Annotated in this window: 15 protein-coding genes; 7 read left to right on the top strand and 8 right to left on the bottom strand. The window is 65.1% G+C overall.

Annotated elements, in window-relative coordinates:
- The first annotated feature begins 100 nt into the window (after positions 1–100).
- Together A5651_RS26255 and A5651_RS15520 are read left to right on the top strand one after the other, a co-directional pair.
- On the top strand, positions 101–226 hold the full coding sequence (locus A5651_RS26255; protein WP_255361818.1) for a hypothetical protein: 126 nt from the start codon (positions 101–103) through the stop codon (positions 224–226).
- Entirely contained in the window at positions 192–1,241 is a 1,050-nt protein-coding gene (locus A5651_RS15520) for a prenyltransferase (RefSeq protein ID WP_156662950.1), read from the top strand. Before A5651_RS26255 ends, A5651_RS15520 begins: the two co-directional genes overlap by 35 nt.
- Here A5651_RS15520 and A5651_RS15515 read toward each other — a convergent pair.
- The 4 genes from A5651_RS15515 to A5651_RS15500 are packed head-to-tail and all read right to left on the bottom strand — an operon-like array spanning position 1,234 to position 6,248.
- Positions 1,234–2,850: an ABC transporter ATP-binding protein gene (locus A5651_RS15515; RefSeq protein WP_066982352.1), complete on the bottom strand. Its 1,617-nt coding sequence runs from the start codon at positions 2,848–2,850 to the stop codon at positions 1,234–1,236. The genes A5651_RS15520 and A5651_RS15515 overlap by 8 nt on opposite strands.
- Positions 2,843–3,730, bottom strand: coding sequence for an ABC transporter permease (locus A5651_RS15510; protein WP_066982348.1), 888 nt, complete (start codon positions 3,728–3,730; stop codon positions 2,843–2,845). Before A5651_RS15510 ends, A5651_RS15515 begins: the two co-directional genes overlap by 8 nt.
- Positions 3,727–4,668 (bottom strand): ABC transporter permease, encoded by a 942-nt coding sequence (locus A5651_RS15505; RefSeq protein ID WP_255361822.1) that lies wholly within the window; start codon positions 4,666–4,668, stop codon positions 3,727–3,729. The genes A5651_RS15510 and A5651_RS15505 overlap by 4 nt, the downstream gene beginning before the upstream one ends.
- A 35-nt stretch (positions 4,669–4,703) precedes the next feature.
- The gene (locus A5651_RS15500; protein ID WP_066982525.1) at positions 4,704–6,248 is read right to left on the bottom strand and encodes an ABC transporter substrate-binding protein; all 1,545 of its coding nucleotides are present in this window, start codon (positions 6,246–6,248) and stop codon (positions 4,704–4,706) included.
- Positions 6,249–6,361: 113 nt separating this feature from the next.
- On the opposite strand from A5651_RS15500, the gene A5651_RS15495 reads away from it, so the two are divergent.
- From A5651_RS15495 to A5651_RS15485, 3 genes are read left to right on the top strand one after another with little or no spacing between them, the layout of a single operon-like run.
- Positions 6,362–7,390: a Rieske 2Fe-2S domain-containing protein gene (locus A5651_RS15495; protein WP_066982343.1), complete on the top strand. Its 1,029-nt coding sequence runs from the start codon at positions 6,362–6,364 to the stop codon at positions 7,388–7,390.
- The gene (locus A5651_RS15490) at positions 7,387–8,475 is read left to right on the top strand and encodes a dihydrodipicolinate reductase (RefSeq protein WP_066982340.1); all 1,089 of its coding nucleotides are present in this window, start codon (positions 7,387–7,389) and stop codon (positions 8,473–8,475) included. The genes A5651_RS15495 and A5651_RS15490 overlap by 4 nt, the downstream gene beginning before the upstream one ends.
- A 5-nt stretch (positions 8,476–8,480) precedes the next feature.
- Entirely contained in the window at positions 8,481–9,107 is a 627-nt protein-coding gene (locus A5651_RS15485) for a TetR/AcrR family transcriptional regulator (RefSeq protein ID WP_066982338.1), read from the top strand.
- Here A5651_RS15485 and A5651_RS15480 read toward each other — a convergent pair.
- A complete protein-coding gene (locus A5651_RS15480; RefSeq protein WP_066982336.1) occupies positions 9,061–9,840 on the bottom strand; it encodes a class I SAM-dependent methyltransferase in 780 nt (259 codons plus the stop codon). The genes A5651_RS15485 and A5651_RS15480 overlap by 47 nt on opposite strands.
- Positions 9,841–9,842: 2 nt before the next feature.
- A complete protein-coding gene (locus A5651_RS15475) occupies positions 9,843–11,906 on the bottom strand; it encodes an MMPL family transporter (RefSeq protein WP_066982522.1) in 2,064 nt (687 codons plus the stop codon).
- An 89-nt stretch (positions 11,907–11,995) separates the two neighbouring features.
- On the opposite strand from A5651_RS15475, the gene A5651_RS15470 reads away from it, so the two are divergent.
- Positions 11,996–12,394, top strand: a complete 399-nt coding sequence (locus A5651_RS15470) for a PAS domain S-box protein (protein WP_231988699.1) — start codon at positions 11,996–11,998, stop codon at positions 12,392–12,394.
- Here A5651_RS15470 and A5651_RS15465 read toward each other — a convergent pair.
- On the bottom strand, positions 12,370–12,996 hold the full coding sequence (locus A5651_RS15465) for an isoprenylcysteine carboxylmethyltransferase family protein (protein WP_066982331.1): 627 nt from the start codon (positions 12,994–12,996) through the stop codon (positions 12,370–12,372). The genes A5651_RS15470 and A5651_RS15465 overlap by 25 nt on opposite strands.
- Positions 12,997–13,073: 77 nt before the next feature.
- Positions 13,074–13,775: a sensor domain-containing protein gene (locus tag A5651_RS15460; RefSeq protein ID WP_066982328.1), complete on the bottom strand. Its 702-nt coding sequence runs from the start codon at positions 13,773–13,775 to the stop codon at positions 13,074–13,076.
- Between the two features lie 113 nt (positions 13,776–13,888).
- Between A5651_RS15460 and A5651_RS15455 the strand changes: the two genes are divergently transcribed.
- Entirely contained in the window at positions 13,889–14,443 is a 555-nt protein-coding gene (locus tag A5651_RS15455) for a hypothetical protein (protein WP_066982325.1), read from the top strand.
- The last annotated feature ends 5 nt before the right edge of the window (positions 14,444–14,448 follow it).

Below are 14,448 nucleotides of genomic sequence, written 5' to 3'. Positions count from 1 at the left end.
GAACTTATGTTTCTCCGATCTGCAACCTACGGTCGGTCTGAATCGGACAATGTGCGCATCGCATGCAGTCAACACAGCATTGTCTGGGCAAGGGGAGAGCATGAGGATTCATCGGGCGGTTGTCGCCGCCGGCTTGACCTGGGACGCTCATCTGGCGCACGGTCGCTGGACCGCCACCCTGCACCGACCGGATGCGGTCGACTGCCGCAACGGCACATCGGCCTGACGTGACCCGTACCGGAAGGGCCCGTTCCAGGGTCTCCTCCTGGGCGTACGCCCTACGCACCACCAACCCGCCGCCCGACGCGCCCGTCGATACCGTCACCCGCTGGCTAGTCGTCACCCGCGCGGCGGTGCTGCCCATGACCTTGGTGTCGGGGCTGGTGGCCGCGCTGCTGGCCATCGGAGAACCCGGCCTGGATTGGCGCTGGCTGGTGCTGGCGCTGGTGGGGATCACGCTCGCCCATATTGCGAACAACCTGATGAACGACCTCTTCGACACCGAGGTCGGCACCGACAGCTCCACCTATCCGCGTGCTCTGTATGCCCCGCATCCGGTGTTGTCGGGGCTGGTGAGCCGCCGGACGCTGCTGGTCTCGATCCTCGTCGTCAACATAGCCGACCTCGCGATTCTCGTGATCCTCACCGTGGCTCGCGGCTGGCCGGTGCTGGCTTTCGCGCTCGCGGGTTTCGCGCTGAGCGTCGCCTACACCGCGCCGCCGCTGCGTCTGAAGAAGCACGGTCTCGGCGAGCCCGACGTTCTGGTCGTCTGGGGCCCGTTGATGGTGTGCGGCACGTACTACTCGGCCGTCGGCACCGTCGGCTGGGACATCGTCCTGGCGTCCCTGCCGTACGGTCTTTTGAGCACGACGGTGTTGATGGGCAAGCACATCGACAAGATCCCGTTCGACGAACCGCTCGGCATCCACACGCTGCCAGTCATTCTCGGTGAACGGCGCGCCCGCGTTGCGACGCTGGCGATGATGGTCGGCTTCTACGTTCTCGTCGCGCTGGCAGTTGCGCTTCACGCGATGCCCTGGCCCGCGCTGCTGGTCGTGCTGGCATTGCCGCGACTGTGGAAGGTGTGGCCGCGGTTTCGCCAACCGCCGCCGGCCGAACCGCCGCCGAACTATCCCGTCTGGCCGCTGTGGTACGCGGCGCTGGCGTTCCTGCACGTGCGTCAGGCCGGAGCACTGCTGGTGCTGGGTCTTGCGATCGGCGCCGTGCTGAAGGTCACGTAGCCGCCCGCGGCCGCGACGGCGGTATCGCGGCCAACAGGGCACGGGTGTAGTCGCTTCGGGGCTTGTCGAAGAGCTTTGCCGCAGGCCCATATTCGACGGCGACGCCGTCGCGCATGACGAGGACGTCGTGGCTCATGCGTTGGATGACCGCCAGATCGTGGCCGATGAACAAATAGGTCAGGTGCAGATCGCGCTGGAGATCTGCGAGCAGATCGAGCACGCGCGACTGCACCGAGACATCCAACGACGCAGTGGATTCGTCGAGGATCAGCAGATCGGGTTCGGTGGCCAGGGCGCGGGCGATGCTGACGCGCTGGCGTTGGCCCCCGGACAGTTCATGGGGATAGCGTGACGCGAATGACGCTGACAGGCCGACGAGTTCGAGTAGTTCGGCCACTCGCTGTTCGCGCGCCCGTTTGCCCTGCGCCAGACGATGTACGCGCAGCGGCTCGGCAATCGCTGTTCCCGCGCGGGTGCGGGGGTTCAGCGACGAGAAGGGATCCTGGAATACCAGGCTGATGCGCCTGCGCAAACTCTTCTCGTCCTTTCCGCGCACATCGAAGACGTCGGTGCCGTCCAGCACCGCGCTGCCGGAATCCGGTGGCACGAGTCCCGTCAGCGTGGCCGCGACCGTCGATTTGCCCGAACCCGATTCGCCGACCAAGCCCAGCGTCGTTCCGCGGCGTATCCGAAAACTCAAGTCCTTCACCGCGTGCACCGTCGACCTGCCCACCGGGGTGGTGACGGGGAAGCGCACATCCAGGCCCGCGACATCGAGCAGCACCGGAACATCGTCCGAGGCGGGCGGCGGCGCCGCCGACCCGATGAGCGGGCGCGATTCGAGAAGTTCGCGCGTGTAGGGCTGCTGCGGTCTGTCGAAGACGTCGAGGATCGGCGCCTGCTCCACGGCCTCACCGTCCTGCAGAACGGTGACCTCGTCGGCGACCTGACCGATGACGCCGAGGTCGTGGCTGATCCACACCACCGCAGTGCCGAAGTCGCGCTGCAGATCACGCACCAGGTCGATGATCTGCGCCTGCGTGGTGACGTCCAGAGACGTGGTCGGTTCATCGGCGATCAACAGCTCGGGATCACACGACAATGCGATCGCGACCATCACACGCTGGCGCTGTCCGCCCGAGAGCTGATGCGGATAGGATCCCAGCCGCGCCTGGGGGTCGGGGAGGCCGACCGCCTCGATCAACTTCAATGCACGCGCGCCCGCCTGCCGTCGCGTCATGTTCCGGTGCGTCTCAAGCGATTCCGTGATCTGACGTTCGACGGTGAGCAGCGGGTTCAACGAGGTGCCAGGATCCTGGAACACGAAGCCGACGCGCCCTCCGTGCACCTCACGCAGCACGCGTTGCGACGCCCCGACAAGTTGCGTCGACGCCCCACTACCGTCCAGCATGCTTGAGCCGCTGACGACCGCGCCCGGCGCATCGAGCAGCCCCGTGGCGGCGAGCACGGTCATCGACTTACCCGACCCGGATTCACCGACGATGCCCAACGTCGACTCCCGCGGGACATCGAACGACACTCCTCGGACGATGTCACGTCGGCCGATTCGCACCCGCAGGTCGCGCACGCTCAGGACGGGCTCAGCCACTGCGCCTCCGCGCCTCGATCATCGTGCGCTGCTTGGGATCCAGCACGTCGCGCAGCCCGTCGCCGAACAGGTTGAACGCCAGCACGGTGACGACGATCGCCGCGCCGGGGAACACCGCCATCCACCATGCGAGCGTCACGAATCCCTGGGAGTCGAAGATCATCCGGCCCAGCGATGGCTGCGGCGGCTGGATGCCGAGGCCGAGAAATGACAGGGCGGCCTCCGACAGGATCGCGAATGCCAGTGAAAGCGACGTCTGAACGATCAACGGCCCGGCGATGTTCGGCAGGATGTGCCGCCCGAGCATGTACAGGTGGCCGGTGCCCATCGTGCGCGACACCTGAACGAACGGCTCCACCCGCACGCTGAGTGTGCTGGCCCGCGCCACCCGCGCGAAGATCGGCGTGTAGACGATGCCGATAGCCAGGATCGTGGTCGTCAGACCCGGACCGAGGATGGCTACCACGGCCAGCGCGAGCAGCAGCACAGGAAAGGCGAACATCACGTCCACCACGCGCATGGCAACGGTGTCAAGCCAACCGCCCCGGTAGCCGGCGACCACACCGAGCGTCACACCGACCACCACCGCGAACGCCACGCTCACCACGGCGACACGCGTCGACGCCTGCACGGCCACCAGCACCCGGGACAACACGTCGCGGCCGAGTTCGTCTGTGCCGAACCAGTGTTCACCGCTTGGCGGCCGTAACGCGCTCGGCACGTCGACGTCGTTGACGCCGAACGGCACGATCCATTGCGCTGTCACCGCAATGATGACCACCAGCGCCAGCACTACCGCGCTGGCCACCGTGACCGGGTTACCGGCCAGCAGGCGGACGGCGGAAAGCCTGGCCCGGTCGTCGGTGGTATCGGTCGTCATGACAGTCGGATCCTCGGGTCCACCACCGCATACAGCAGGTCCACGATGAGGTTGATGAGCAGAAACAGCGCGGCGATCAGCAGCACCGCACCCTGGATCACCGGGTAGTCGCGGGCGGCAACGGCGTTGTACACCAGCCTCCCGAGTCCCGGCCAAGCGAAGACCACTTCGACCACGATGACGCCGCCGAGGATGGTCGCCAGCTGGATGCCGGTGATGGTCAGCACCGGAATCGCGGCGTTGCGGACCGTGTGCCGCAGAGTGACCACCCGCGGCGGCAGTCCCTTCGACCGCGCGGTGCGCACGTAACCCATTGCGGCGACTTCCAATACGGCCGACCGGATGTAGCGGGTCATTATCGCCGCCGCGACGAGCCCCACGGTCAGCCCGGGCAGAATGATGTGCCGCAGCCATCCGCCGGGATCTTGCAACAATGGCCGGTAGCCCGACGTCGGCAGCCAGTGCAGCGTGGAGGCGAACAATGCGATCAGCAGAATGCCCATCCAGAAATCGGGAATCGACACACCGAATTGGCTTGTGACACGCACGATCGCATCGCTGAGGCGGCCCTCGTGCAGTGCCGACCAGATGCCTGCGGGCAGCGCGATGAGGAGGGCGATGATGATTCCAACGACGGCAAGCGACACGGTCGCGGGCAGCCGCTCGAGCAGGGTGACGGTGACGGGATCGCCGTTGCGGAAACTCACCCCGAGGTCACCGGTCAGTGCGGATCCGATATAGCCGAAGAACTGCTCGACGATGGGCCGGTCCAAACCGCTTGCGCTGCGCAGCGCTTCGTAAGCCTGTGGGGTGTAGCGCGTCCCAAGTGCGATGCGCACGGGGTCGCCCGGCACCAAGTGCACGAGCATGAACACCACGATCAGCACTCCGATCATGACCACGACCGAGTACAGCAAGCGACGGGCCACGAAGCGCACTACCGGGTTCACGCGCACGCGAGGAGCAGATGAGTTCACGCGCGGCCGCCTTCGCTGATGGCCGCCGTGCGGAACCGGATGGCCTTGTCGCGGCGGGCCTCATAGCCCGACATGGCTGTGTTCCACGCTTGAATGACCGACGGGTTGTACAGATAGATGTAGCTGCACTCGTCGGCGATGATCGTCGCGGCCTTGCGGTAGATGTCGGCGCGCGCGTCCTGGTTGATCTCCACCCGGCCGGCATCGAGCAGCCGGTCGACTTGCGGGTTGGAGAACTTCTGCGCGTTGCTGGTGCCGTCGGTGTGGTGCTGGGCGTAGTAGAAGTCGTCGGGGTCGATGTTGCCGAGCCAGCCCATCATCAGCATGTCGAAATGGCCGCTGTTCTGTTCGTCGAGCCACGTCGCGAAGTCGACCGTGCGAATGTTCACCGTGATTCCAAGCGGCGCAAGGTTGTCAGCGATGATCTGGGCCGCGGTCACCGTCTCCGGGTACTCGTTGGTGACCAGCATGTCCATCGTCTTCGGTGCAGCGGAGCCGGCCGAGGCCTCGGCGAGCAACCGCTTGGCCTGCTCGATGTCGTATTGGTACCTGCTGTATTCGGTGTACCAGAAGCTCCCTTTCGGGATCGCGAGTTGATTTTTGGCGGCGGTGCCGTAGCTGGTGGCCGCCACGATCGCGTCGCGGTCGATCGCATAGGCGATGGCCTGACGGACCCGTACCTCGTCCCACGGCTTACGGGCCTGGTTGAGCGCCAGATACCAGTAGTCGTTGCTCGGGGTGACCGCGAGATGAATCGAATCGTCGTCGGCGAGTTGCTTGACGCGCTGAGTGGGAATCGAATCGGTCCAATCGATTTCACCGGCCTGCAGGGCCGACAGCGCGGTCGACTTCTCGGGGATGAAACGAAAGACGACGCCCGACACCTTCGGCGGGCCGTCCCAGTAGTGCGGGTTCGACTTCAGGGTGATTGAGTCACCGCTCTTCTGTGACTCGAAGGCGAAGGGGCCGGTGCCGATCGGGTGGGTGGCGATCTGGCCGCTTTCGACGTTGTGTCGCGACACGATCGCCATTCCTTTGAAGCCGCCGAGGTTGGTCAGCAGGTTCGGTGTCGGGTGCTTGAGGCGGATGACGACGGTCGCGGGGTCGGTGGCGTGGACGTCGGTGACGGCGCTGAGCTTGTCGACGTTGGACAGCTCCTCATCGACGATGCGGCGATAGGTATAGACGACGTCGTCGGCGGTCAGCGGGGTGCCGTCGTGGAACGTGACGCCGGGCCGTAGATGAAAGGTCCATGTCAATTGGTCGGGGCTGACGTTCCACGACTCGGCCAGTGCGGGCCGCATCACCAGGTTCGCATCGGGTTCGACCAATGTGTCGAACACGTTCTCGAGAACTTCGAACGAGAAATAGGCGCTGGTCTTGTTCGGATCGAGTTGGTCGGGCTCACCGGCGATCGCGGCGACCAGACGACCAGACGAGCCGTCACCGAGGTCGACCCGTTCACCGGTCGAGCAGGCGACGAGGGCGCATATCAGGGAGGCGACCACGCCAACGACGAGCCACCTCGCCGCTCTCGACATCGCCATCACCCCGCATCGTCGGCCCATCGCGCTAACTACCCTGCCTGCACCGCGCCCGAAACGCACGAGCACGGGGTTCACGATTTACATTGAATGCTCTATGATTTTGGGCCATGGCCAAGCCGCCACTGTCGATGACGCCGACCGGATGGTTTCAAGTCGCCTGGTCAGATGAGGTGAAGGTCGGCGATGTGCACCGGCTGAGGTACTTCGGCCGGGAACTGGTCGCGTGGCGCGCGGAGTCGAGGCAGCTGACCGTCATGGACGCCTACTGCGAGCACCTTGGAGCGCATCTCGGATACGGCGGACACGTGGTCGGCGAGGTGCTGCAGTGTCCGTTTCACGGCTGGCAGTGGAACCACGACGGCCGCAACGTCTGCATCCCGTATCAGGATCGGCCTAACCGGGGCCGCCGCATCCGCACGTTCCCCGTGGTCGAGCGGAACGAGTCGGTGTACATCTGGCATGACGTCGACGGACGCGAGCCGTACTTCGACGTGCCGGACATCTTCGCGAGCTTCTCCGACGGCAGCAGCGCCGAGGACTATTACCCCCAGCTGCGGCTCTTCCGCGAAGCGTTGGAAATGCATCCGCAGTACGTCCTCGAAAACGGCGTCGACTTCGCACATTTCAAGTTCGTGCACCAGACCCCGATCGTTCCGGTCTTCACCCGCCACGATTTCGACGAGCCGGTGTCCTACGTCGATTTCACGATCACCTTCGAAGGCGACGAGAACCAGACAATCGACGACGTGAGTAGCGGCGTGGAAGCCATCAACGGCGGACTGGGAATCGCAGTGACCAAGAGTTGGGGGATGGTCGACAACCGCACGATTTCGGCGATCACACCGGTTGACGACCGCACCTCCGATGTGCGCTTCATGGTCTACATCGGGCGCCGGCCCGGCGACGACTCGCCGAAGGCCGAGGCGCGGGCACGTGATTTCGGCAACGAGGTCATCCGCCAGTTCACCCAGGACATCCACATCTGGCAACACCAGCGCTATTCGGACCCCCCCGCGCTGGCCGGCGCCGAACAGCAGGGCTTCACCGCGATCCGGAACTGGGCCAAACAATTCTATCCAGATGGGATCGGTGGGAGTGCCGCCGAAGTGTATGCACAGAGAGGTCGTACCGAATGAGCCAGCCCGCCAAGCCGATTCGTGTGTTCCAAGTTGCCACTGGCAATGTCGGCTCGGAGATGATCAAGCGCATCGCCAGCCAACCCGATCTGGAGCTGATCGGTGTGCACTGCTACTCGCCGGAGAAGATCGGTAAGGACGCCGGAGAGTTGGCGGGCCTTGCGCCCAACGGGGTGACGGCCACCGGCACCGTCGAAGAGATCATCGCCGCCAAGCCCGACGTGTTGACCTTTCACGGCGTTTTTCCGGACGAGGATCTTTATGTGCGAGTCCTCGAGGCGGGCATAGACATCGTCACCACGGCGGACTGGATCACCGGCTGGCACCGCGACACCAACCATCCGCACCCTTCCGGAAAGCCGGTGACGCAGCTGCTGTCCGAGGCATGCGAGAAGGGTGGTTCCACGTTCTACGGGACGGGGATGAATCCGGGCCTGAACCAGATCCTGGGCGTGGTGTGTTCGGCCGATGTCGCCGAGATCGAGAACGTCACCACCATCGAATCGGTCGACGTGTCCTGCCATCACAGCAAGGACACCTGGATCGAGGTGGGTTACGGTCTGCCGGTCGACGATCCGAGTATTCCGGCCAGGCTCGAGAAGTACACTCGGGTGTTCGCCGACAGCGTGCTGATGATGGCGGACTGTTTCGACCTCGAACTCGACGAGGTGAAATTCAGCTACGAACTCGGCTCGTGCACCAAAGACGTCGACCTCGGCTGGTACACGCTGCCCAAGGGCTCGCTCGGCGGTAACTACATCAAGTACCAGGGCATGGTCGACGGCGTGCCGAGGGTGGAAACCCATCTCGAGTGGCAGATGACCCCGCACACCGATCCGAGCTGGGATATCAAGGGCTGCTACATCACCCAGATCAAGGGCGACCCGTGCATTTACAACAAGCACATGATCTTCCCGAAACCCGGGGTGGACCTGTCCAACCCGGACAACTTCGCATCAATCGGGATGACGGTCACCGGCATGCCGGCCCTCGCGGCGATCAGGTCGGTGGTCGCCGCGCCGCCGGGAATCGTGACCAGCGCTGATCTTCCGCTGCGCGGTTTCGCCGGCCGGTTCAAGCTCTAGGGATCATGCCCACCGGCATCTCGCCGCGTCGCCCGGTCAACGGCAAGCAGGAACGTGCCGACCGGACCCGAGCGATGGTCATCGACGAGACGGTGCGATGTGTCATCGAGGAAGGGTTCGGCGCCGCCAGCGCAAAACACATCACAGAGCGGGCCGGCGTGACGTGGGGCGTGATCCAGTATCACTTCGGCGACCGCGACGGCCTCCTGATGGCGGTGGTGGACAGGGGCTTTGGCCAACTCGTTGAGACTCTGCGCGCTCTGGAACCGCAACTGGGATCGACCGTCGGACACGCCAGGGCGCAGCTGCTTGTCAACGCCGTGGCCGAGGCCTTCCTGAGCCCGACATCTATTGCGGCATTGGAGATTCTGATCGCGACGCGATCGAGCCGCGCCGATGTCGATCAGCGACATCTGCTCGAATTGTTCTCGACCCTGACCCGACTGGGGCGGTATGTCGCCGACGGGCTGGAGCCCGAGCGTGCCGACGCCGTCGGCAACCTAATCTGGACCACTTTGATGGGGGCAATGGTGGCCAAGATGGCGGTGCCGGGACCCGTCGACGTCGACCGTGAACTGCGTGCCCTTACAGATGTGATCGCAGCATACGTCGAGCAGCAGCAGATGAGATAGCCGCTACTGAAGTGGGTCCAGGCCGGAAGGCGGTGACGAGCTGGGTCATGCCGTGCAGTTCTTGCTCGATACCGGCGAGCCCCGCTGCGGCGAAGAACGCAGGCACAGAGGTTCGGTCGAAAACGTGCACGCCGCACATCGTGGCGCCCACGGCCAGCACCTTGTGTGTCAGCGCCGATTCGTGGCAGTAGCTGGTGAGCACCGCGATCCGCCCAAGGGGTGCGAGGACACGGAGCATCTCACGCAACACTCCCAACGGCTCGGGCAGCAGATGGAGTGCGCCGAAGCAGCACACCGCGTCGAATGCCCCATCGCCGAAGGGAAGTTCGAGGGTGTCGGCACGCATGTAGACCACGCGGGCGTGGCTGTTGATCAACGCGGCACGCTGCAGCATCCGGTCCGAGTCGTCCACGCCGATGACGAACCCGTCACCGGTCAGCCTGTCAGCGAAGACCCTTGTGTAGTCGCCGGGTCCGCAGGCGAGGTCGAGCACCCGCTGTCCGCCGGTTAAACGCACGGCGTTGACCGCCCTGGCGCCAGAAAAAGACGCCGACGTCGCGTGCAGGCGCACGCGCTGCGCGAAGGTGGGACGGGACTTGTGGTCGGGGCCCAGCAGGTCGATGTAGCCATCGCAGTGCCGAAGCGAGCGCAGCGCCTCGTGCCGGATCAGGCCGCGCGCAAGCGCGGGCGACCACATAGCGTCCCAGTCCGCCCCGGGCTGTTGGGCGGTCATGTCTACTTCACGTACAACGGCGCCTTTGGGTTCATCGATTCGAGCTGCACGGGCCACCAGATTCGGGGCCCCAGCAATGTGAAGACGGCCGGCACCACCATGGTGCGCACGACGAAGGTGTCGAGCAGAATGCCAAGTCCCACAATCACACCGAGTTGGGTCAGCACGATCAGCGGAAGCACGGCAAGCACGCAGAAAACCGCGGCCAGCACGATGCCCGCGCTGGTGATCACCGGTCCGGTAGCCGACACCGCGCGCACGACGCCCTCGCGCGTGCCATGCGTCAGCGTCTCTTCGCGAGCGCGCGTGACCAAGAAGATCGTGTAGTCGACGCCGAGAGCGACGAGGAACAAGAATGCAAATAGCGGTGTCGAGTAATCGAGTGCGGGCATACCGAGCAGATGCACACAGGCCCAGCCGCCAAGACCCAGCGCCGACATCGCAACCAGCACCATGACTGCGACCAAGACCGGAGGCGCCAGCGCAGCGCGGAGAAGCACGTAGAGCACGGCCAACACCACGGCGAGGATGGCCGGGACGAGCAGGTAGCGGTCGTGGACGGCAGCATCGCGCGAATCCATCGCCTGTGCGTCCGGGCCGCCGACCACGGCGGTCGGGTCCGCGTTTTTTGTTGATTCGCGCAGCGCGGCAACGGTATTTAAGGCTTGCCCAGATGCCGGCGGCGCGTCGAGTACCACCGACCACTGGGTCAATCCGTCCGCGGACCCCGAATCGCTGACAGAAGCCACACCGGGCGTCCCCGCGATCGCCTGCCTCGTCGCGTCGGCGCGGCCCTCGTCTCCGATCACGAAAGTCGGATCGGTCAAGCCGCTGGGGAAGTGGGCAGTCAGTGTGTCGTAGCCGGACACCGATTCGGCCGACACGCGAAACTGTTCGGTCTGAGATAAACCGATGGGCGTTGCGAGCATACCGAGCGTCATCAACGCCAACGCCGCCACCGTGGAGACGGCCACCAGCCGGGCATGGCCGGTGACCCATGTGGCGACGTTGTGCCAGATGCCCGGGGCGGCCGCTTCTGCGTCGCTGCGCGGAACGAGCGGCCAGAAGAGCCTCGTGCCGAACAGGCCGAGCAACGGCGGCAACACCAGCAGGATCAGCAGCACCGCGATCACCAGCCCGAGTGCGGCATGCAGCCCCAGGCTCCGGGTGGCCGGTGCGGCGGCGAAAATAAGGGTCAGCAAGCCCAGTACGACCGTCGCATTGCTGGCGACGACAGCCGGTCCAGCGCAGCGCACTGCGCGACGCAGCGCCATTCGATGGTCGTCGCCGCGTCCCAGTTCCTCGCGGTAGCGCGAGATCAGCAGCAGCGCATAGTTGGTGCCCGCGCCAAAGACCAGCACGCTGGTGATACCGGCAGTGGCGCCATCGAACATCAACCCGGTGAGGCGTGACACCAACGAGCCCAACGCGGTCGAGAGCCCATCGGCCAGGCCTACCACCGCCAACGGCACCAGCCACAGAATCGGCGAGCGGTAAGTGACGATCAGTAGCAGTGCGACAACTGACGCGGTGACCGCCAGCAGCACGATGTTGGCGTTCGACATCGCGTTGCCGATGTCGGCGCCGAATGCGGGGCCGCCGGTGAGCGCGACGGCAAGCTCGTCTGGTGCGCCCGCCATGGCCGACCGGCGCAACGCACCGACCGTCTCGTTGAGTTCAGATCCGGACTTGGCCGCCACGGGGATCGGGGCCACCGCAGCTCGGCCGTCGCGCGCAACGATGAGCGGTGGCCCGGCAGCGCCGGCTGCCGACAACACGCGATGCTGGGCGGCTCGGGCCGCGTCGATGTCACCGGGGGTCAAAGACGAGTCGTCGCGACGGGACACCACAAGAACAGCCGGAACCCGGTCCCCGCCCGGAAACGACTTCGATATCTCTGCCGCGCGGGCAGATTCGGCCGACGGTGGCAGCTGAACGGGCGGTTCATCGGCATCGGAATTCGCCCCAGCGGCGGCCATCAATGCTCCGGAGGCGGCGACGATCAGCAGTGCGAGCACCCACGAACGTCGATGCGTCACGATGGCGGCTATGCGGTCCCAGATCATCATGTGAACTCACTACCCGCCTGCACCGTATTGAAGGCATGGACGCTTTGGAGGGGACGCGCCAGAGGCACCAGAAGCAGAGGCCGACCGTGACGGTGGATCGCGACGGGATCATCAGGGAGTGGGATGACGCTGTCACCGATATCGCGGGCTACTCGGCGGACGAGGCGCTCGGCCGCAACCTCAACGTCGTCATACCGCCTGTGCTGCGCAGTCTGCATTGGCGCGGATTCGACAAGGCGATGCACCGGGGTCGGCTGAGTCATCCAGAGAAGGTCTACAAGGTTCCGGCGCTGCGCAGCGATCGACGAATAGTCGTTGCCCATGCGACATTTGAATTGATCACGGGACGCACCGGCAGCGCCCGGGGCGCTGTGGTCACATTCGTCGGCACGGGTCCGGTTTGGCAGGGGGTGGCCTGGCGAGTCGCGCTTGCGCCGATCAACCTCGTTCATCGCGTCGTTCAGCGGATGCGATCACGTTCGTAGCGGCGTAATCCGACACCGGGAAAGAACCGTCCGACGCTGGCCATGTAGTCACGGTATTCCTCGCCGTGGACCCGTAGCAGGTAGGGCTCCTCGGCGCTGCGCACCGACACCTCGACCGCCGCGATGAAGATCGCGAGGACCGAGACGGCAACGACGTTCGGCGCCATCAGCGTTTGACCCAACGTGAACACCATCATCGCGCTGAAGATCGGATTCCGCACCAGCCGAAACGTTCCCGTGCGCACCAGCGCCGTCACCTCCGCCGTGTCGATGCCCACCCGCCACGACGCGCCCATATCGAGTTGCGCATAGATGGTGGCGGCGAGCCCGCAGGCGGCCAGCGCGATGCCGGCACGGTTCAGCAGTCCGTCGTCGAGCAACCGCAGCGGCGATACCACGTGCAGCACTTGAAGCAGGGGAGCGGCCAGCCCACCGACCATCGCGACGATGAACGCTACGCCGCCGGCCAGTCCAAGCGAACCAAGGTGACGGCTGATCCCGCGGTAACCGGTCGAACCCGTGCGGTTCCATTGCACCCAGAGACGCCCGCCGAGAGCCAAGACCCCGAAGGCGAGGTAAAGCGTGAGCGCGATGACGGCCATCGATCTTTCCCCACCAGGGACACGACAGGCCGTCGCAACGAGTTCAAGACCGCTTCAAAAGAAAGAGCGCCTACCCGCTACTGCTCGCGCGCTTCCTCGAGGATCTGGGTGGTGACCTTCTGGGCGTCGTCGTTGTCGTCTGCGTCGCACGAGAAGCCCTCGACGATCAGGTTGGAAACCACGCCCATCGCGTGTTGACAGGTTCCCGAGAGGCTGCCGTCGACTTGGGCTTTCAGCGCGATGGTTCGTTCATCCACGTCTTCGACCCGCTCGGGCAGCCACGAACCGTCCTCGACGTGGATGTCCTTGATCTCTGCGCACTGGAGCCACTTGTCCTTCGACGCCTCGAAGAATTCGACGGCCTCGTTGGGGGAATCGAAGAGGATGACGGTCTGCTCGACCAGACGTGATTCCTCCTCGCTGCCCGACTCGAGGTAGATCTCGTCGCGGATGGCGTCCCATCCGGCCCCGTCGTAGATCTCCTTCTCACCGGGATAGATGGCACCAAGGCAATCGAGATCGGAGACCTGCTCAGCGTTGTCGTTCATCTCGTCGGACGAATAGAGCGACTCCATCTCGACACCGGCGAGCTTGTCGAGCTCCCGGTTGTTGAGCAGCAGGTCCTCCAGCGCCGACTCCTCGAGCGGCGGCACGTCGTCGGCCGGTACCGACGCGCTGGGCTTGACGGCGACGCCTGCCACGGTGCTGGTGCATCCGGTCGCCGCCGCGCCGAAGGCGATCGCCACAGCGAACGCAATCACCGGCGCTGACCTGCTCATGGCGGGAGTCTAGAAGACATGCAGGCCTTCTGCGTGATGATCGCCGACGAGGGCGATCCTTGATGCCTGTGGGTCGCACTGTGATACTCCTTGCAATGGCCTGAGGAGGGGACATGGGGACGATCGCTCGTCTGCTGGGCATTGCCGTCGTGCTGGGCGGCACGGCATTGGGCACTGCGGGCCCGGCGGCGGCCGACCAGGTCATGGAGGGCCTCTATAAGTTCAGCGCGCCGGGCCTGCCCGAAGCGACCTGGACGATCTACCCGCTCTGCGTGCCGACGGTGGGGGATCTGCGGGTGCCGCTGGAGCTGCCTGTCGCGTGCACGCTGAAGGTCGTCAGCGCCACCAAGAACGAGAGCACCTTCGAGTTGAACTCGTTGAACTGGGGTGGTGACGCTCATCTGACCGGCGGCCAGTGGACCCTGACCACCCACAAGGACGAAGGTTTCCTGTGCCCCGATGGCAGCAGGGAGTCTTCCGTCGACACCTACAAGTTCGACGACGTGACGTTGACCGGCGAGCACACGTCCACCCATACCGCCGTCTGCGGAGTGCAGCCCGGGATGACCAAGACCCCGTTCACCCTTGCCTTCGACAAACCGCTGCCGATTCCCGTCGACCGCTATCCGCTGGTGTGTGAACCCGCTGGCCTTCGGCTGTGCCGGTGACGCCC

This window comes from Mycobacterium sp. 1274761.0 (assembly GCF_001668615.1).
Taxonomy (GTDB): Bacteria; Actinomycetota; Actinomycetes; order Mycobacteriales; family Mycobacteriaceae; genus Mycobacterium.
The sequence above is the reverse complement of the archived record's forward strand: the minus strand, read 5'-3'. Positions and strand labels throughout refer to the sequence as shown.